We start from the raw sequence: 19,246 nt of genomic DNA, 5'->3' as shown, positions 1-19,246 counted from the left end.
TTCATGTCTTTATTGTACAGACCGGATTTTGCTTTTTTCTTAACCGATTCTTACGAAAATCTTAAGCCGCTCACAGCCGCTCCCGCATTCTCGGAAAAGCCGCCGTAAAGGCCGCGCCCTGTCCGGGAACGCTGTCCACCGACAGGCTCCCGCCCATCTGCTCCGTCAGCCGCTTCGTAATCGCAAGCCCGAGTCCGCTTCCCTGGTAGCCCCGGTTGCGCGAATCCTCCAGCGTGTAGAGCCGCTCGAAGATCCGGTTCTGCTCGGAGGCCGGAATGCCTTTGCCCCGGTCCCAGACCACGGCGCACACCTGCTTCTCCCGGGCATATACCCGAAGGCCGACTACGCCGCCGTCGCTGCCGTAGGCAATGGCGTTGGAGAGAAGATTGGCCAGCACCCGGTCCAGCGCCTCCGCGTTGGCCAGGCAGTAATACGGCTCCTCCGGAATCTCGATCTCTACCCGGAGTCCACGGCTCTCCAGCAGCTCGTAGAAAGCCAGAATTCCGCGCCGTCCGGCCTCATTCAGCTCGGTTCGGGACAGCGGCAGTTCCGTATCCCCCGCCTCCAGCTTCGCCAGGTCGAAGAAGCGGTTCATCAGCGCGATGACTTCCTCGGCTTTGCGGTGAATCATCCCGAGCATCCGCAGATGCTCTTCCTCCGGGATGCCGTTCTCTCCGCCGCGCTCCAGCATCTCGATATAGCCGAGAATGACGGTCAGCGGCGTCTTCAGATCATGCGAGACATTGGCAAGCATCCGGCGAAGCGACTGCTCCAGACGGGCGCGCTCGACGTTGCCGCTGTGGTTGTGGTCCAGGAGCCGGTTAATGTCAGTCAGCAGCCGCCGCATCTCCGGTTCTTCGCTGAAGAGCAGCAGCCGTTCGTTCGTCTTCCGGTCGATGATCATCCCCAGCTTCTCATGGATGTAATCGAGCTGGCGGCCCAAATTGCCGGCTTTCCGCCGCTGCCACAGGGCGGCCAGCCCGGCGGCCGCGGCCAGCAGCGCCAGAGCGGCTATGTATATTCCCGGGGCCATCGTCATGCGAACGATTCTCCCAAGCGGTAGCCGATGCCCCACAGCGTCTTGATGATCTCGGGCTTCGACGGGTCCTCCTCAATCTTCTCCCGTAGCCGTCTCATGTGCACATTGATGACGTTCTCGTCCCCGTAATACGCATCCTGCCAGACCGCGGCGTAGACCTGGGCCTTCGTGAATACCCGCCCGGGATGCTCGGCGAACAGCTTCAGAATCTGGAATTCCTTGGCCGTCAGCCGGACCGGTTCGCCGTTCTTCACGGCGCTGTAATTGTCGAGATCGACGGTCAGGCTGCCGAGGGACAGCAGCCGGGGCTCCGGCTGTTCGGGATCGGCTGCAGCGTCCCCCGTCTTCGCTTTGGCCGAAGCCGCCGATCCCGGGGCCATGGCGGCCGAAGCGGCGGCATAGCCGGCCCGGCGGATGGCCGCCTGGACTCTGGCCGTCAGCTCGATCATCGAGAACGGCTTGGTGATATAATCATCCGCCCCGAAGCCGAGCGACAGCGCCTTGTCCAGTTCGCCGTCCTTGGCGGACAGGATCAGCACCGGGACGAGGCTCTCGGCGCGGATCAGGCGCAGCACCTCGGCGCCTCCGAGCTTCGGCAGCATCAGATCGAGCAGGACGAGATCGAAGCCGCCCCGCTCCCGGCGGAAGGCCTCGACCGCCGCCTCTCCGTCATACGCGGGGGTGACCGCGTAGCCTTCTTTTGACAAATAGGACGAGACCATCCCGCTGATCGCCTCATCGTCTTCCACCAGCAATATATGCCGTTCCGTCATGTTCCCTCTCCTTTGTGCGCAGGGCTCTATCTCAAGTTAAATGTAAGTATAGCAGATTCTCCCTGCGGTGTGAGACAAAGGGCGGGCTTCCGGTTGAAATGGCATACCTCATGCCCCCGCCTCATATACATCCTAGATAAGCGGCCTGCCGCCTGCTCTATGGCGGGTCCTGCACAGACGGGAGGGATGGGTGCGTGCCCAGCAGTGAGATTGCCGCGCTGGAGCGGGCGATTGCCGAGATTACGGAGATCGCGACCGGCTTCGGCCTCGACTTCTATCCGATGCGCTATGAGATCTGTCCGGCGGACATCATCTATACGTTCGGCGCCTACGGGATGCCGACCCGGTTCGGCCACTGGAGCTTCGGCAAGACGTTCCATAAGATGAAGTCCCAATACGACTTCGGCCTCAGCAAAATCTATGAGCTTGTCATCAACTCCAACCCCTGCTACGCCTTTCTCCTGGACGGCAACAGCCTCGTCCAGAACAAGCTCATCGTCGCGCATGTCCTTGCCCACTGCGACTTCTTCAAGAACAACATGCGCTTCTCCGCCTCCAACCGCAACATGGTGGAGAGCATGTCCTCCACCGCCGACCGCGTGGCGGAGTACAGCATCCAGTACGGGATCGACGAGGTGGAACGCTTCATCGACGCCGTGCTGGCGATTCAGGAGCACATCGATCCCGGCCTCCTGCGGGCCGGCAGCACAGCCGGCCGGCAGAGCACCGTCCGCAAGCCGCCGGGCGCAGCGGACGGCGGGCGGCTTGCTGCCGGCAGCCGGGCTCCGGGCAGCCCGGGCAGGACGGCCGCCGGCGGGGGAGCGGCCCGCGGAGGCGCGGCGAACCCGCCTGCCGCGCCCCCCGGTCCCTACGACGAGCTGTGGAAGCTCGACGGAACGCCTTCCCCCGCCCCGAAGGAGAAGGCGGGGGAGCGGCGCTCTTTTCCCGAGGAGCCGGAGAAGGATCTGGTCTGGTTCATCCAGCAGTACTCCCCCGTTCTCGCCGACTGGCAGCGCGACATCATGACGATGCTCCACGACGAGATGCTCTACTTCTGGCCCCAGATGGAGACGAAGATCATGAACGAAGGCTGGGCGTCCTACTGGCATCAGCGGATCATGCGCGAGCTGGACCTCACTTCCGAGGAGACCGTGGAATACGCCAAGCTGAATTCGGCGGTCGTGCAGCCGTCGCGGCAGAGCCTGAATCCCTACTATCTCGGCCTGAAAATCTTCGAAGACATCGAACGCCGCTTCGACCGGGACAAAATCTTCGAGGTGCGCGAGCTGGACTCCGATATTTCGTTCATCCGCAGCTATCTGACGAAGGAGCTGGTGCAGGACCTTGATCTGTACGTCTTCGAGAAGAAGGGCCCGGAATGGAAGATCACCGACAAGACCTGGGAGAATGTCCGCGACCAGCTGGTGCAGGCGCGCATCAACGGGGGCAATCCCTATCTGGTGGTCGAAGACGCCGATTATGACCGCAACAGCGAGCTGTACATCGCGCACCGCTATGAAGGCATTGAGCTGGACCTGAAATACCTGGAGCGGACGCTGCCTTATCTCCATACGCTCTGGGGCCGGACCGTGCATCTGCAGACGGTGATCGAAGACAAGAAGGCGCTGTTCTCCTACGACGGCAAGAAGGTGATCCGCAAGTTCCTTCAATGAAAGTCTCTGAGATTTCGTGAAATTCCGCCAAAAAAGAGGGTTCCACGGCCGCCTGTACGGCGGACTGGAACCCTCTGCTATTTGCTCCGCATCACGCCGCCGCTTGGCCGGCAGCGGAAAGCGCCGCGCCCTTGGCGCCATAGGTGCTATGGACGGTCTACTTCTTCTCGTCCGTGTCCAGTTCGTGCACCTTCACGCTCACCGGCTCGGCCGAGGCGGATGGCGCAGGCGAGCCGGATGGCGCGGGCGAGGCGTCCGCCTTGGCATAATCGACGGTAATCGCCTTCACCTTGAGGCTCTTCGCGGTATCGGCGGCATCCGAAGCCTGGAAGAGCGACGTCATCCGGAACGAGAAGCCGCTGACGGCGTGCTCGTTGTAGAAGCGGTACTTCAGCACGCCGGTGCGGTTCTCCGGCGTAATCACGTCCTTGATGTCGTGCGTGGTGTAGTCCTGGAATTCCACGGTCAGCCGGTCGTCCGGTCCGATCGACGAGGCGTCGTACTCGAAGCTGATGGTGACATAGGATTTGGCCGGGAGGGACAGGAACTGCCCGTCGGTAATGAAGTTGGTGACGGCGTGCTTAAGCGTCATGTCCTTATTCCTGGTCACCACGATCGACTTGTCGCCGGAGGAAGACTTGTCGATGTAGTTTTTGTAGGTCAGAATGCTCTTCTTCAGCTCGCTGTCCTTCATGGAGGTCTTCGTGTAATCATTGCCGAACATTTCGCCGTTGTCGGTCGTCAATTGGTAGAGCTGGCCGCTGTTGTCGACCTGATAGACTTCGCCCTTCTTGACCGAATAGAAGACATCCCCGTTATAGTGGGAGGCGAACAGAATCGGCGATTCCCCGGAATAGTCCCGGAAGAGGCTCCGGCCGGTCAGGGCCGTGTCCAGCGAAGGGTCGGCGTAGTCGAGCACCGAGTTCAGGACATCCTTCTGGCCGTAGACGCCCTCATTGACCACTTGGCCCTGGATATCCGGCGAGTAGGCGGCGAAGATGCCCCAGTTCGATCCGTAAGGCTGATCGTTGACGCCGTGCGACTCATCGGAGACGAACAGCACCAGCGTGTTCTTGCCCCACTCCGAGGCGTTGATATAATCAATGAAGTCGGACAGCGCTTCGTCGAGATAGGCGACCGCGGCTGCCTTCCGGCTCGGATAGTCGGCGGCATAGGAATCCGTTACCGCGTAAGGATGATGCGTGCCGACCGTCAGCATGGCGGCGAACCACGGTTTGCCTTTGGCGTTCAGCTCGTTCAGATGGGTACGGCTCTGCTCGAAGAAAGCTTTGTCGTCCGGCCCCCACCCGAACGGCACATAAGCGTTCTTGAAGCTCTCGCCTCCGATAACGGTATCGAACCCGGCTGCGGTCATGAAGTCGCCTTTGGACATGTAATCCAGATTCGCGGCCTGGATGAACTCCGTCGCGTACCCGCGGTCCTTCAGCAGCTGCGGCAGCAGCGCCGCCCGGGTAGCCGGGTCCTGCTGCAAATACTCGTACGCCTTCGGCGTCGAAGCGTCCAGCTTCGGGTAGTCGCCGCTGATCAGCGAGTACATACCCCGAATCGTCTGGTTGTTGTGCGTGATGTAGTTGGGAACGACCAGACTGTGATTCTTGATCTTCTCCAGGCTGTCCATCCGGATATCGTTCTTGACGCCGAGCAGCTCCTGATTGAACGGAGAATACGCACCCGGAATGCCTTCCATGACCACCATCAGGACATTCTTGCCGCCGGTGTGGTTCTCCAGCAGGTATTCGCCGTCCTCCAGCTTCTGCGAGGTATCGATCTTCTGCTCGATGTCGGGCGGATAATCAGTCAGGTTGTCCGCATTGAAGGTCATCAGAGCCACGGAGTTGCTGATCGAAGCCGACACGAAGTTGCCGGTCTTCCAGTCCCCGCCCGAGTTGACCGCGACTACGGCGTAGAGCAAAAGTACGCCTGCGAATGCAGCGGTCCGGTAGCGGGCCCGGCGGGCAATGCCCGGCAGCCGGTTAAGGCAGAACACCGACGCCAGCAGAGTAACCGCGAGCAGCGTCGTGTACAGCGGGAAGCTGACATGAAACAAGGTGCCCTTGATGAATTCCGCGTCGGAAGCCATCTTGATGTCGTTGATGTTAATGACATGGTCCAGGGCATAGATATATTCCACGTTGGCCAGATGAAAGACGCCGATGACGACGGCCAGCAGATAAGGCAGAACGCGCAGCAGCTTGCCGGCAGCATAGAGCAGCGCCAGCACGAGCAGCCCGGCGAAGGCATCCTTCAGGAAAGGCAGCGCAAGTCCCGACAAGCTCGCATCGAGGTTCTTCTGGGAATAGAGCAGGGTGCGTCCATAGCCGAACACCGCAATAAAAAGTACGGGCGGTATCAAATAAAGTAAACGCTTCTTCATGTTCTCGCTCCTGACATTTAACACAAATTGAACAATCGTTTACTATTATATAATACTTTGTCCCCGCCCGGTCTTAATATTTGTTGAAAATCAAAGAGGATGCCTCCCTGCGAAGCTTCAGGGATGGCATCCTCTATCCGGCTGTCCGCTTATCCTTCCGCTCTGCGAAGCAGCAGGAAGGAACCCAGCAGGAAAGCCGGCAGCAGCGGCAGGCTCCGCAGCGTCCACTGCAGCGCCGTATCCGACTCATGCGCCGCGAACCAGTCTGTTATTCCGTTCTGAACGTCCGGCAGTCCTCCGGCCAGAGCGGCCGCCGCAGCCAGCACGCCGAAAAAGATCCAGACCGCTCTTCCGCCGAACCGCCGGTACAGACTTCCGAGAAAATAACCGAAGGCATTGAAATTCATCAGAAACAGCCAGTAGATGAAGAACAGCTCGGCTGCATTGGCGCCGCTCAGATACGGCAGATTGAAATAATGCAGGTGCTGTCCCCAGTAATCGGCAGCCTTCTCGATAAAGCTCAGCGCCAGATAGACAGCGGCCGTTGCGGCGCTTGCGCAGGCCAGAAAAGCCGTGCTGCTAAGGAAAAAATCCGTTCGCCGGAGACTGATGCCAATGGCATACGGGAAGGTCTGGGCAATGAGCAGAATGCTGTAGACAAAGCCGAAGATCAGCAGAACTGAAATGGAGCCGTTGTAGCGTTCCCCGGTTCCGGCATCCCCGAATTTGCCTGTAAGCAGCGTGATGACAAGGATGGATGCCATCACCAGCCACGGTGTCTTGAGATAGCCCTTGAACCCTTTGGCATGGAGCCTCCAGGCTCCCTGAAATCCGCTCATACCGCTTCCTCCTCCTTGGCCGCAACCGCCGGGCCTGTCATCTGCACCATCAATTCCTGCAGCGATACCGCCGACAGCTCCACGCCGAACTGCCCGGCCTTGGAACGAGCCATGGCATCCATCCGTTCATGCACCGTCGCCTTGAGGTAGCCTCCGATCGCTTCCCGGCTCATGACCTTGCGGCCTGCGAGGAACGCCTCCACTTTTGAAGCGGGTCCCATGACCGTATAAGCGCTGCCGCGCAGTTCGTCGGCGTCGGTATCGAGGATCAGGCGGCCCTTGTCGATCAGCAGAATATGTTCCAGAATCCGGCTGACTTCATCTATAAGATGCGTAGAGAGCAGAATCGTCCGCGGATGGAGACTGTAGTCCTCCAGCAGGCGCTCATAGAAGAGACTGCGGGCCACGGCGTCCAGGCCCAGATAGGGCTCGTCGAAGAGGGTCAGGGGCGCCCGGCTGGCAAGGCCGGTGACCACACCGAGAGCGGAGAGCATGCCGCGTGACAGCTTCTTGATGAGCCGGCTGGCCGGAAGCTCAAATTCTTCCCTCAACTGTTCGGCGAATGCCGCATCCCAGTTCGGAAATACGGCTCCCGCAATGTCGAGCGCTTCACGGACCTTGAGAGAGTCGGGGTACTGCTGGCTCTCCTTGATGAAGCAGATCCGCTCCAGCACCCGGCGATTCTCGTAGGGATGTTCCCCGAAGATGCGGATCTTGCCTTCCGTTGCCTGAAGCTGGGCCGTCAGCATGCGCATCAGCGTTGTCTTCCCCGCCCCGTTGCGGCCGATTAGGCCGTAGATTCGTTCTTCCTCCAGAGCAAAGCCGACCTTCTCGACAACCGCCGTCCGGCCGTAACGCTTGCTCAGACCCTCGGCCCTCACGATCTCTGTCATAGCTCTCTCGCCCCCTTCGCGATCATATCGCATACCTGCTCGGTGGTAATGCCGAGCTTTCTGGCTTCCTGAAGCAGCGTGTTGATATACAGCTGATAGAACTGTTCCCGCCGTTTCTCCATAAGCTTCTCTCTCGCTCCTTCCGCCACGAACATTCCGATCCCCCGTTTCTTATACAGAATGCCTTCATCTGCCAGCACATTGACCCCTTTGGCCGCTGTCGCCGGGTTGATCTGATAGAGCGAAGCGAACTGGTTCGTCGATGGAACCTGGGCCTCTTCCGGCAGCCGCAGCTCCAGGATGTCGTTCTCGATTTTCTCGGCAATTTGTTGAAAGATCGGCCGGTTGTCGTCCATGCTTCACCTCTCCGTCCCACGGTTCATTGGTTAATTACTCATGTAACTAACCATACAACCAAAGAAGCGAACTGTCAACAGGCGGGCACAGCTTCTCCCCGAATCCCCCGGATCTTACGCCAAAAAGGCCCTGCCCGTTGGGCAGGACCATCAGCGAAAAGAAAGCCGGGCGGCGGTTCAGGCCGCCGGATTCCTGGCGGGCAGTCCGCAGATTCCTAGCGGTTCAGCAGGCTCCCGACGTAACGCAGCAGTTCATTGGCGCAGGTCGGGCAGTAGCCGTGATCGTCGATCAGGCGGCGGCTGACCTCGTTGATCCGTTTGAGCTGGCTTTCGTCGGGCGTTTTGGACGAGGTGGTGATTTTCACAATATCCTTGAGGTCGGCGAACAGCTTCTTCTCGATCGCTTCCCGCAGCCGGTCATGGTTGCTGTACTCGAACTTCTTGCCCTTGCGGGAATACGCCGAAATCCGGATCAGAATCTCTTCGCGGAACGCCTTCTTGGCGTTCTCGGAAATACCGATCTGCTCCTCGATCGACCGCATGAGCCGTTCGTCCGGCTCCATCTCTTCATCGGTAAGCGGGTCCCGGATCTTGGTCCAGTTGCAGTATGCTTCAATATTGTCGAGATAGTTCTCGAACAGCGTCTTGGCCGATTCGTCGAATGAGTACACGAACGCCTTCTGGACTTCGTTCTTGGCCAGCGCGTCGTACTCCTTGCGGGCAATGGAGATGAAATTGAGATCGCGCTCCCGTTCTTCCTTCGTGATCGACGGATGCTGATCCAACCCGTCCTTGATCGCCCGGAGCACATCGAGCGCGTTCATGCACTGCAGGTCGCCCTTGATTAATGCGCTGGAGATGCGATTGATGACATAGCGGGGGTCGATGCCGGACATCCCTTCATCCAGATGCTCGTTCTGCATTTCCTTCAGGTCCGCTTCCTTGTAGCCTTCCACTTCCTCGCCGTCGTACATCCGCAGCTTCTTGACGAGGTCCATGCCCTGCTTCCGGCTCTCCTTGAGCCGGGTCAGTACCGAGAAGATCGCGGCGGCACGCAGCGCGTGGGGCGCGATATGCACATGCTTCATGTCGCTCTGCGCGATCAGCTTGGCGTAGATTTTCTCCTCTTCCGACACCTTCAGATTGTACGGGACCGGCATGACGATCATCCGGGACTGGAGCGCCTCGTTCTTCTTGTTGGCGATGAAGGATTTGTACTCTGTCTCGTTGGTATGGGCCACAATCAATTCATCGGCGCTGATCAGCGCGAACCGTCCGGCCTTGAAATTGCCCTCCTGGGTCAGGGACAGCAGGTTCCACAGGAATTTCTCGTCGCATTTCAACATTTCCTGAAATTCCATCAGGCCGCGGTTGGCTTTGTTCAGCTCGCCGTCGAACCGGTACGCCCGCGGATCGGATTCCGAGCCGAATTCCGTAATCGTCGAGAAGTCGATGCTCCCTGTCAGGTCGGCGATGTCCTGCGATTTCGGATCAGACGGGCTGAACGTGCCGACGCCGATGCGGTCCTCTTCGGAGAGCAGCACGCGGACGACCTTCACGCGTTCGATATCGCCGCCGTATTCGGTTCTCAGCCGCATTTGGCAGGACGGGCAGAGATTGCCCTCGATTCGCACCGACAGCTCCCGTTCGATCTCGGGCCGCAGCTCATGCGGGATCAGATGCAGCGGTTCCTCGTGCATCGGGCAGCCTTCAATCGCGTAGACCGCTCCCTGCTGGGTACGGGAATACTGCTCCAGCCCCCGCTTAAGCAGCGTCACAATCGTCGATTTGCCGCCGCTGACCGGTCCCATCAGCAGCAGAATGCGTTTGCGGACATCCAGCCTTCGGGCCGCAGAATGGAAGTATTCCTCCACCAGCTTCTCGATGGCCCGGTCCAGACCGAAGATCTCCTGTTCAAAAAATTTGTATCGCTTGCGCCCGCCCATCTCCTCCACTCCGTGCGACTGGATCATGTCATAGACCCGGGCATGGGCCGTCTTGGCGGGAGAGGGGTCCTGATGCAGTAATTCGATATATTCCTTAAAAGTTCCGCTCCAAGCCAACCGGTCGTTCTCTGCCCGATACGATGCGATACGCTCAAAAATGTCCATTGCTTGCTGCCTCCTCACCTTGCGCTCTTCTCGTCGGCCCGGCCGACTGCCCGCGCCGTGCCGTGCTTCTGTCCGTTCCCGCCGCCCCGCCTCGCTCTTTTAGCACTGAAAAAAGTGTATTACATACCTATGCGCCGGGTATCGCGTAGTTGACCACTTTTTTGCTGTGCTATAATAGGGATTCAAGAAAGGGGAAGGCGAAGATGGCGGTGCGTCACGAGACGGAGCTGTACGCTCCATTGAAGGCTTTCTTTGAGGCCAGGGGGTACGAAGTGAAGGGGGAAGTGCGGTCGTGCGATCTGGTCGGTCTCCCGCCGGAAGGGGGGCCGCCGCTCATCGTGGAAATGAAAAAGACGTTCAATCTGCCGCTGCTGCTGCAGGGACTTGAACGCCAGAAGCTCAGTCCGGTTGTCTACCTGGCGGTAGAACGCAACCGGACCAAGAAGGGTGCCGCGAACCAGCGCTGGGGCGAGATTACCGGCCTGTGCCGGCGGCTCGGTCTGGGTCTGGTAACCGTCATCTTCTACAAGACAAAAGCTCCGCTCGTCGAGGTGCTCGCCGAGCCGGAGAACGCCCAGCCTGTCCGCCGTCCCGGACGGCGGCAGGAGCGGCTGCTGCGGGAATTCCAGGAACGCAGCGGCGATTTCAACGTCGGCGGCAGCACCCGCGTCAAGCTGGTGACGGCGTACCGAGAGAAGGCGCTGCGCGTTGCCAGCGCCCTGGAGGCGGCGGCGCGGGAAGCCGCCCTGCAGGCCGCCGAGACTGCCGAGGCTGCCGGTACAGCCGGAGCGGCTTCCCGCGCCGGCAGCGCGGCGTCCCCGGCTGCGGCCGAAGGGGACGCGCCGGGCGATAGCGCCGCGGCGGAGGCTGCTGCGCCGCGGCATAACAAACGCCGCTCTCCGGCGGAAGGCCGGACAGCGGCGCAAGGCGGCGGAAGCCGGGCGGCTCAGCCCGGCGGCATCACGCCGGCGGAGCTTCGCCGGCGCAGCGGGGTGCCCGCCGCAGCGGACATCCTGCAGCGGAACTACTACGGCTGGTTCCGCCGGACCGGGCGGGGCCGCTACGAGCTGACGGCCCAGGGGCAGGCCGCGCTGCTGGAATATGCCGCCGTCTCGGTCCGGCAGAGATTCGCTGCCGCAGCGCACGGCGAGTCGTCCGCCCCGGACGGCCGGGGCGGCGAGGCCGGACCCGGGCGTCCGCTCTAGCTGCGGGCCGTGAACTCTGCCACGGCTTCGCCGAGCAGGTTCATCCCAAGCAGCAGCTCGTCCCGGCCCGGGTGGCTGAAGTTCAGCCGGATGTATCTCCGGCTGCCCCCGTCCGGGCTGCACAGAGGGCCCGGCAGGAAGGCGACGCCTTTGGCCAGCGCCGCCTTCAGCAGCACTTCGGCATCCAGCCCTTCCGGCAGGCAGACCCACAGGAACATGCCGCCTCCCGGATACCGGTAAGCGGCCTCCTTCCAGGCGCTGCGTTTCAGCAGCTCCGCCATCAGCTTGAGCCGGGTATGGTATTCCCGGTTCAGCAAGGCAATGTGGTCGCGAAGATCGAACGCGGTCACATCCAGCAGATGATAGAGCAGCCGCTGATTCAGCGAGCTCGATTGCCAGTCCGCCATGCCCTTCGCCGCTGCCATCATGGCGATGATTTCCCGGCTCCCGGCCGCCCAGCCCGTCCGCAGCGCGGGAGCGACCGTTTTGCTGAACGAACCGATATACAGCACATGCCCCGAGACCGCATTGTTCTCCAGGGCGTACAGCGAGGGATAGCGGACAGACGGCGGCTGGCTGTAAGAATGAAAATGCAGATCCCCGTAGGAGTCATCCTCCACAATCAGCACATCCCGCTCCAGACACAGCTCCAGCACTTCCTTGCGGCGCTGAACGCTCCAGAGAATGCCGCTCGGATTCGTGAAGTTCGGCGCCGCGAACAGAGCTTTCGGCCGATGCCGGTCCAGCAGTTGGCGCAGATGCTCGGGATGAAGACCTTCCCCGTCCCCTTCGGCGGCAATGATGACGGCTCCCTGCATCCTTAGCGCCTGTAATACGCCGGGAGAGGTCGGATTCTCGACGAGCACCCGGTCGCCGGGGTCGATGTAGACCCTCGCGAACAGATCGACGGCTTGCTGGCTGCCCGTGGTGAGCAGCACCCCTCCTTCGCCGACATGGACGTCCTTGCTCTTCAGCCAATCTCCGATCAGCCATTCCCGAAGCGGCGCATAGCCCTCCGGATCACCGTACTGCAGCGCCTGGGCATCCGCCGAAATGACGGAGGCTGCGGCCTCGGCCAGCATCGGCAGCGGGAACAGTTCCTCGGCGGGCAGTTCCTCGGCCAGCGAAATCAGCGATCCCCGCCGCACCTGCATTCGAATGCCAAGCAGCGGTGAACGCAGCAGCGTATAAGCCCTTTCGGAAAACTCGTACTTCATGTCCGCCCCCCTCTCTTGCACCAGCCTATTCCGTTTCCGGCGGCTTTATGCTCCGGGCCGGGACCGCCCGGCTTCAGGCATAGACGGGAGCGCCGCCCCGGGAGTAGAGCGCGAACTGCTCAATGGCCTGGGCCCGTGTTGAAACGTCGAGTTTAACATAAATCTTGCGCAGGTAATTGTCAATGGAACGCCGGCTGACATCCAGCTCAACGGCAATCTTGTCGTATGTAATCCCCTGAACGATTCGCTCCATAATGAAGATTTCCGTCGGGTTCAGCTTCATCAGCTTCTCGTTTCTCTTGTGGGCCGCCGGGTTCCAAGGCCCCCGGGACAGCCAATCCAGCGGCATGGAGAGAAACCCCTGCCGAAGTCCCCGAATCATCTGGAGCAGCTGCTGCGGAGAGGCTTCCCGCGGAAGAATTCCGCTTGCTCCCTGCTCGATCAGCGGATAGAATCCTTCTCCCTCTTCCAAATCGGCTATCAGAATGTAATAGGAAGTCGGACAGGCCTTCTTCAGCCCCGGGAGCAGCGCGCCCAGCTCTTCCCGGTTCAGTTCTCCGTCCACCAGCACCACATCCGGAGACAGCTCCTGCACAGCCGCTGCCGAAGCAAAACCGCAGGGCAGCATTCCGGCCACCTCCAAATCTCCGTCTTCCTCCAAAATCAGCTTTGTTCCCAGCATCCCCGTAGGGTAATTGCCCATAATAACAACCCGCCAAACGTTGTTCATCCGTGCCTGAACCTCCTGCTAGATCTAGAATAAAAATCCTGCCTCCGTGTGAAAGAGCTATGCCTGATTTTTCAGTATAGATGAAATTGTATAACATCCGTTTCCAAAAGCGCAATGATTTTCTTCCTGTTTTTTCCTCCTGTAATTTTGCGAAACCTATCATGATCTGCTAGAATGGGAACTTGATCTTTAGATTTGAGGTGATTGAGGCATGCAACCGTCAACGGAACCGTCCGGTGTCTACCCGCGCCGGAATACTGCACGAAACGGCTCCTCCGTCAAATGGTTTCTGCTGTTCTGGGTTCTGGTCATCGCGGCCGGAAGCTACGGCACCTACCGGTACACGCATCAACTGAAGAGCCAGGTCCTGGAGCAGCTCACCGTCCAGAGCCAGCAGCAGCTCGCTGCCGTTCAGGCCGATTACGACCGGAAGCTGTCCGCTCTGACCGCCGAGATCGGGGAGCTTCAGACCCAGGTCCAGACGTTCAATGAACTGCTGACGTTCACGAAAGACAACGCCAACGCCAAGACAGACAACAGCAACAAGCTCTATACGCAGCTTGCCGAAGTCCGCAAGCAGCTGGATGCCTTGAAGAAAGAAATGGATCTGCTGAAATGATGACGCCGGTCAAACGCGTGAACCGCTTCTTTCTTCTCGCGACGGCTCCTTTCTTCGGGCTGCTGCTCTGTCTGATGCTTGTTCAACCGGCGTTGGAACTGGATTTGAAGACAGAGCTGTACTCTCCCGCGGACGGGCCGCTGGCCGAGACCGCCAAGCTGAAGGGCGAGCTGCAGACTGCGGGGCATACGGCCGCAGAGACCGCGCGGACGATCGGAGACAGCGTCAAGCTGTACAACCGGACCACGGCCGTAATGAACGGCATCGTCGTTCAGGCCAAGGCTCAGGCCGGACGTCCGGCTTCTATATACAACCGGCGCATCCAGACGCGTCTGGGGTGGCCGCTCAAGATCGTCGACAGCCAGCGGATCAATCTCGAGCTGTACCGGATCAACCCCGGCAGCTATAACGGTTATGCCCTGAAGGTGAAATTGAAGGACCCTTCCGCCATGGCCATGAGTCTCGGAACCGGCAGTCCGGGCAGCTCCGAGACGACCCTGCAGGCGGTTCTCCGTAGCGGAGCGGTGGCCGGAATCAATGCCGGCGGATTTGCAGACCGGAGCGGCAAGCGCTACCCGCTCGGCACTACCATGATCGGCGGGCAGTATGTGGACGGATTCCAGCCCAGCTCCAAGAACCTTACTTTTGTCGGATTGAACAAGAAGGGGAGACTGATTGGAGGCGCGTTCTCCTCCCGGAGCCAGCTGGACCGGCTCCAGCCTTCCTTCGGCGCTACCTTCGTCCCGGTTCTTCTGCGCGGCGGCGTTCCGCTTCCGATTCCGGAGAAATGGAGAACATCGCCGACCCGCGCTCCGCGTACCGTAATCGGGAATTATAAAGACGATCAGCTTCTCGTCCTTGTCGTCAACGGCTACAATGAATCAGGCAACTCCGGCGCGACGCTGGCGGAGCTGCAGAACAAGCTGCGGGCGCTCGGCGTTGTCGATGCCTACAATCTGGACGGGGGCGGCTCTTCCTCGCTTATTCTGAACGGAACCGTGCTGAACCGTCCTTCGGACGGAAGGCTGCGGCAGGTGCCTACCCATTTTCTGTTCTTCAAATAACTGAAGACCGCGCATGAATCCCCCGCGCATGCACAGAAGCCCTGCATCCGAATGGATGCAGGGCTTCTGTGTGTTTACGTGTGTCTTCCTGCCGCTTAGGCGGTGCTTGCCGCACCGGTAACCGACCGGAAGGGGCTATGTATCCAGCAGGACCTCAGGCCGTGGGGTTGTAAGCCAGGTCACGGTCCTTAACGGACTGCGCCGTCAGGCGCTTCGTGCAAGCCGAAGAATGTCCCTGCTTACGCGTGGCGCTGGAGCTGGGTCATTTCATTCAGGCATTGTCCGCAAATATAGCGTTCCTTGTACTCGCTGACTTCTTCCATCGAGCCGCAGAATACGCATTTCGGGCGATACCGTTCCAGAATGATGTGATCGCCCTGAACCAGAATTTCGACAGGGTCTCCTTCATTCATCTGGTACCTTTTGCGCAAGGATTTTGGCAGTACAATTCTGCCCAATTGATCGACTTTGCGGACTACACCAGCAGGCTTCATTTCTTGCTTACACCTCTCCTGTTATACGAATATTGAATCTTTATTCCTGTTGCCATATTCATACTTTTCGCTAAAGCTTCTGTCGAATCCTGCTGAAAATTATGACTTTTCAATATTTTCTCAAATTTTCTTTAGGTAAGACCCGGAAAATCAAGCTGCCGAAGCGCCTCGTAGACGATAATGGCTGCGGAATTGGATAAATTCAGCGAACGGACATCCCCGCTCATCGGCATTCGCATGAGCGAATCCTTGCCCTGTTCCAGAATTTCGGGGGATAATCCCTTCGTCTCCTTCCCGAAGACCAGGAAATCTCCGTCCCGGAAGGAATAATCCGTATACCGTTTGTCGGCCTTCGTCGTTGCGTAAAAGAAACGGCCCTCCGGGTACATTTGTCTTACTTCCTGAAAAGAATCGTGATACTCGATATGGACTGCCGGCCAATAATCCAGTCCCGCCCGCTTAAGGGCAGCGTCGTCGGTCCGGAAGCCGAGCGGACGGACCAGGTGCAGATGGGTGCCGGTTGCGGCACAGGTCCGCGAGATGTTGCCGGTGTTGGCCGGAATCTCCGGTTCCACCAATACGATATGAAGCGCCATGATGAATTCCTCCTCTGGTTGTATTATACGCCATCTTCCAGACAAAAACGCCTCAGCCCTCCACCCGGCAGGGCGGAAGGCTGAGGACGGACGGTTCGATCGAATCGGGAACAGATTATTAAGCCTGCGTCTTCTGGAAATGCGTCATGTAATCGGCCAGTGCCTTGCAGCTCTCATAAGGCACCGCGTTGTAAATCGATGCGCGCAGTCCTCCGACGCTTCGGTGGCCCTTCAGACCGACAAAGCCTTCCGCTTCGGCGCCTTTGATAAATTTCTTCTCCAATTCCTCGGATTCCATCCGGAACGTAACGTTCATAATGGAACGGCTTGCTTCTTCGGCGACCCCGCAGTAGAAGCCTCCGCTTCCGTCGATGGTCTGATAGAGCAGCCCGGCCTTCTCGCGGTTCTTCGCTTCGACGCCTGCAAGACCGCCCTGCTCTTCCACCCATTTCAGGACCTCATTGACCATATAGACGGAGAAGGAAGGCGGCGTATTGTAGAGCGAATTGTTCTTGTAATGCGTGCTGTACCGCATAATGGTCGGGATATGGGAAGGCGATTCCGCAAGCAGCTCTTCCTTGGCGATCACAACGGTGACGCCGGACGGGCCCAGGTTCTTCTGCGCCCCGGCATAGATCAGCCCGAACTGGTTGATATCCAAGTCATGGCTCAGTATATCGCTGGACATGTCGGCAATCAGCGGCAGCTTGCCCGAATCCGGGAACTTGAAATACTGCGTGCCTTCGATCGTTTCATTGGATGTGATGTGCAGGTAGGCCGCGTTCTCCGCAGGAACAATAGCATTCAGATCCGGAATGGCCCGGAACTTCTGCTCCTCCGAGCTGGCTGCCACATGAGCGCCTCCGAGCAGCTTCGCTTCCTTGTAGGCCTTGTCGGCCCAACTGCCGGTCATGACATAGCTTCCGACCTGGCCTTCCTTCAGGAAATTCATCGGTACCATCGCAAATTGGGTCGTAGCCCCTCCCTGGAGGAACAGTACTTTGTATCCGGCCGGATTGCCGAGGAGGCCAAGCAGCCGTTCCTGCGCTTCGTTATGCACAGATTCGTATATCGCCCCGCGGTGCGACATTTCCATGATCGACATTCCGCTGTTGCGGAAATCTACAAATTCCGACTGTGCGCGTTCCAGAACCGGCAGCGGCAGTGCGGCCGGGCCCGCATTGAAGTTGTACGCTCTTTTGCTCAAATGAACTCCCCACCCTTTCATCTCTCATCACAATGGATATCTGCTATGATAGCAAGTATCTGACATGGCAGCAAGTATAAATATTCACAACTAAAGCGCGTTGAACGGACCAAAGTTCCTGTTCCCGATAAATATGCAGCTGTCTGTTTGTCCTCCGTCCGGAGCCAACAGACCTTCAGTCACGGACGGACGCTCGGGGAGAGGCGCTTGAACTAGCTTCTAAGACATTTTTCCGCTGAACCGCGTTATTCCTTCACATCAATAAAACAACGGCCTCAGAGGGCCTTCCGGGCGCTTGCAGAGCACACTTGGCAACGGACACTCCCTTTCTCCCGCTTGCTTCGCTGGCCTCTAGGCCCCTTGCTTCTTATTTTCCTTCCAAAAAAAACCGGCCGCACCCCAGAAGGTGCAGCCGGCCGTAGACCGAGGATGCGGAGCCGAAGCTCCGCATCCGGATAAACTAATAATTATACATCGAAGTAGAGGGAATATTCATGTGGATGAACGCGGATCGCTACCGCTTGAGCTTCGCCGCGTTTGAGTGCGATGTAGTTGTCGATGAAGTCCTTCGAGAAGACGCCGCCTTCTGTCAGGAACTCATAATCGCCTTCCAGAGCGTCCAGCGCTTCGTTCAGGCTGCCCGGTACGCTGCGGATCTTCGCTTTCTCGGCATCCGGCAGTTCATAGATGTTCTTGTCCAGCGGACCGTATCCCAGTTCAACCGGATTGATCTTCTTCTTGATGCCGTCCAGACCGGCCAGCAGCATAGCGGAGAAGGACAGGTAAGGGTTCGCTGTGGAGTCCGGTGTGCGGAACTCGATACGGCAGCCCTTCGGCGTTACGGCAGCGACCGGAATGCGGATCGCAGCGGAACGGTTGCCTTTGGAGAAGACCAGATTAACCGGCGCTTCATAACCCGGAACCAGACGCTTGAACGAGTTGGTGCTCGGGTTCGTCAGCGCAATCAGGGCCGGAGCATGATACAGAATGCCGCCGATATAATGCAGGGCCATTTCGCTCAGGTTGGCGTAGGCGCCTTTCTCATAAAACAGCGGTTCGGAACCGTTGAAGATGGATTGGTGAACGTGCATTCCGCTTCCGTTGTCGCCGAACAGCGGCTTTGGCATGAAAGTGGCCACTTTGCCATACTGGCGGGCCGTGTTGTGCACGATGTATTTGTAAGTCAGCAGATTGTCAGCCGTCTTCTTGAGAGTGTCGAAGCGGAAGTTGATCTCCGCCTGTCCGGCCGTTGCCACCTCGTGGTGATGACGCTCGATCACAAGACCGGCTTCAGCCAGGAGACGACACATTTCGCTGCGGATATCCTGCTGGGTATCCACCGGAGCTACCGGCACGTAACCGCCCTTGACGTCTACCTTGAAGCCCAGGTTGCCGCCCTCTTCCTTGCGGGCTGTATTCCAGGCCGCTTCTTCGGAATCTACCGAGTAGAAGGACGTATTCATTCCGCTCTCGTAGCGGACATCGTCAAAGATAAAGAATTCGGATTCCGGAGCAAAGAAAGCCGCCGTGCCGATTCCGCTCTTCTGCAGGTACTCTTCGGCTTTGATAGCAATGCCGCGCGGGTCGCGGTCATAGCGTTCGCCGTCCGGCGTGAAGATGTCGCACATAACGTTAAGCGTAGGATGGGCGGTAAATGGATCAATGTATGTAGCACTTGGATCCGGCATCATGACCATGTCGGATTCTTCAATTCCGCGGAAGCCCGCAATCGAGGAGCCGTCAAAAGCCACGCCGTTCTCGAATGTCTCTTCCTCGACGGCTGCAGCCGGCAAAGTGATATGGTGGGCCCGACCGCCCAGGTCAACAAAACGGAAATCTACCCATTCAATGTTGTTATCTTTGATCGTCTGCAATACTTTTTCAACCGACATGAAATTTTCCTCCCCAAGTTCCGAACATTAAGCCAATCCCACATCTCCAATGTTCTTGTTTTGTTTTTTTACTGTCGTCATTATAAAACTCATACCTGACATCGTCAATCCTTATGTCAGGTATTTTTTATGCTAATGTGAGA

17 protein-coding genes are annotated in these 19,246 nt (G+C 58.7%); 4 read left to right on the top strand and 13 right to left on the bottom strand.

Features of this window, described 5'->3' with window-relative positions; translation table 11 throughout:
- Positions 1–70 precede the first annotated feature (70 nt).
- Positions 71–1,039 carry a sensor histidine kinase gene (locus tag RBI05_RS00455; protein WP_310549747.1) on the bottom strand — a complete coding sequence of 323 codons (969 nt, stop codon included), beginning with the start codon at positions 1,037–1,039 and terminating at the stop codon, positions 71–73.
- Positions 1,036–1,812, bottom strand: a complete 777-nt coding sequence (locus RBI05_RS00450; protein ID WP_310549746.1) for a response regulator transcription factor — start codon at positions 1,810–1,812, stop codon at positions 1,036–1,038. Before RBI05_RS00450 ends, RBI05_RS00455 begins: the two co-directional genes overlap by 4 nt.
- 194 nt (positions 1,813–2,006) lie before the next feature.
- Here RBI05_RS00450 and RBI05_RS00445 point away from each other — a divergent pair, with 194 nt between their 5' ends.
- Positions 2,007–3,485: a SpoVR family protein gene (locus tag RBI05_RS00445; RefSeq protein WP_310549745.1), complete on the top strand. Its 1,479-nt coding sequence runs from the start codon at positions 2,007–2,009 to the stop codon at positions 3,483–3,485.
- Positions 3,486–3,642: 157 nt separating this feature from the next.
- Here RBI05_RS00445 and RBI05_RS00440 read toward each other — a convergent pair whose 3' ends face one another.
- From RBI05_RS00440 to RBI05_RS00420, 5 genes are all read right to left on the bottom strand, one after another.
- The gene (locus RBI05_RS00440) at positions 3,643–5,880 is read right to left on the bottom strand and encodes an LTA synthase family protein (RefSeq protein WP_310549744.1); all 2,238 of its coding nucleotides are present in this window, start codon (positions 5,878–5,880) and stop codon (positions 3,643–3,645) included.
- Positions 5,881–6,029: 149 nt separating this feature from the next.
- Positions 6,030–6,719 carry a hypothetical protein gene (locus tag RBI05_RS00435; protein WP_310549743.1) on the bottom strand — a complete coding sequence of 230 codons (690 nt, stop codon included), beginning with the start codon at positions 6,717–6,719 and terminating at the stop codon, positions 6,030–6,032.
- Positions 6,716–7,612, bottom strand: a complete 897-nt coding sequence (locus RBI05_RS00430) for an ABC transporter ATP-binding protein (RefSeq protein WP_310549742.1) — start codon at positions 7,610–7,612, stop codon at positions 6,716–6,718. The genes RBI05_RS00435 and RBI05_RS00430 overlap by 4 nt, the downstream gene beginning before the upstream one ends.
- Positions 7,609–7,968: a GntR family transcriptional regulator gene (locus RBI05_RS00425; RefSeq protein WP_150459082.1), complete on the bottom strand. Its 360-nt coding sequence runs from the start codon at positions 7,966–7,968 to the stop codon at positions 7,609–7,611. The genes RBI05_RS00430 and RBI05_RS00425 overlap by 4 nt, the downstream gene beginning before the upstream one ends.
- A gap of 215 nt (positions 7,969–8,183) precedes the next feature.
- Positions 8,184–10,079: a PrkA family serine protein kinase gene (locus RBI05_RS00420; protein ID WP_310549741.1), complete on the bottom strand. Its 1,896-nt coding sequence runs from the start codon at positions 10,077–10,079 to the stop codon at positions 8,184–8,186.
- 203 nt (positions 10,080–10,282) lie between these two features.
- Between RBI05_RS00420 and RBI05_RS00415 the strand changes: the two genes are divergently transcribed.
- Positions 10,283–11,284 (top strand): DUF2161 family putative PD-(D/E)XK-type phosphodiesterase, encoded by a 1,002-nt coding sequence (locus tag RBI05_RS00415; RefSeq protein WP_310549740.1) that lies wholly within the window; start codon positions 10,283–10,285, stop codon positions 11,282–11,284.
- Here RBI05_RS00415 and RBI05_RS00410 read toward each other — a convergent pair.
- Positions 11,281–12,501 carry an aminotransferase-like domain-containing protein gene (locus RBI05_RS00410; protein WP_310549739.1) on the bottom strand — a complete coding sequence of 407 codons (1,221 nt, stop codon included), beginning with the start codon at positions 12,499–12,501 and terminating at the stop codon, positions 11,281–11,283. The genes RBI05_RS00415 and RBI05_RS00410 overlap by 4 nt on opposite strands.
- 73 nt (positions 12,502–12,574) lie before the next feature.
- A complete protein-coding gene (locus RBI05_RS00405; protein ID WP_310549738.1) occupies positions 12,575–13,231 on the bottom strand; it encodes a response regulator transcription factor in 657 nt (218 codons plus the stop codon).
- Positions 13,232–13,442: 211 nt separating this feature from the next.
- Between RBI05_RS00405 and RBI05_RS00400 the strand changes: the two genes are divergently transcribed.
- Together RBI05_RS00400 and RBI05_RS00395 are read left to right on the top strand one after the other, a co-directional pair.
- On the top strand, positions 13,443–13,850 hold the full coding sequence (locus RBI05_RS00400) for a hypothetical protein (RefSeq protein ID WP_310549737.1): 408 nt from the start codon (positions 13,443–13,445) through the stop codon (positions 13,848–13,850).
- Complete coding sequence (locus tag RBI05_RS00395; protein WP_310549736.1) at positions 13,847–14,914, top strand: phosphodiester glycosidase family protein; 1,068 nt, start codon at positions 13,847–13,849, stop codon at positions 14,912–14,914. Before RBI05_RS00400 ends, RBI05_RS00395 begins: the two co-directional genes overlap by 4 nt.
- Positions 14,915–15,153: 239 nt before the next feature.
- Here RBI05_RS00395 and RBI05_RS00390 read toward each other — a convergent pair whose 3' ends face one another.
- From RBI05_RS00390 to glnA, 4 genes are all read right to left on the bottom strand, one after another.
- A complete protein-coding gene (locus tag RBI05_RS00390; protein ID WP_150459076.1) occupies positions 15,154–15,408 on the bottom strand; it encodes an AbrB/MazE/SpoVT family DNA-binding domain-containing protein in 255 nt (84 codons plus the stop codon).
- A 131-nt stretch (positions 15,409–15,539) separates the two neighbouring features.
- Positions 15,540–16,004 carry a tRNA (uridine(34)/cytosine(34)/5-carboxymethylaminomethyluridine(34)-2'-O)-methyltransferase TrmL gene (trmL, locus tag RBI05_RS00385; protein ID WP_150459075.1) on the bottom strand — a complete coding sequence of 155 codons (465 nt, stop codon included), beginning with the start codon at positions 16,002–16,004 and terminating at the stop codon, positions 15,540–15,542.
- 118 nt (positions 16,005–16,122) lie between these two features.
- The gene (gene serC, locus RBI05_RS00380; RefSeq protein WP_310549735.1) at positions 16,123–17,232 is read right to left on the bottom strand and encodes a 3-phosphoserine/phosphohydroxythreonine transaminase; all 1,110 of its coding nucleotides are present in this window, start codon (positions 17,230–17,232) and stop codon (positions 16,123–16,125) included.
- A 446-nt stretch (positions 17,233–17,678) separates the two neighbouring features.
- On the bottom strand, positions 17,679–19,103 hold the full coding sequence (gene glnA / locus RBI05_RS00375; protein ID WP_150459073.1) for a type I glutamate--ammonia ligase: 1,425 nt from the start codon (positions 19,101–19,103) through the stop codon (positions 17,679–17,681).
- Positions 19,104–19,246 lie beyond the last annotated feature (143 nt).

Origin of the sequence: Paenibacillus glufosinatiresistens (assembly GCF_031470375.1) — a bacterium.
GTDB lineage: Bacteria > Bacillota > Bacilli > Paenibacillales > Paenibacillaceae > Paenibacillus_AQ > Paenibacillus_AQ glufosinatiresistens.
Note: the sequence above shows the minus strand (reverse complement) of the source record. Positions and strands in the feature narration are given on the sequence as shown.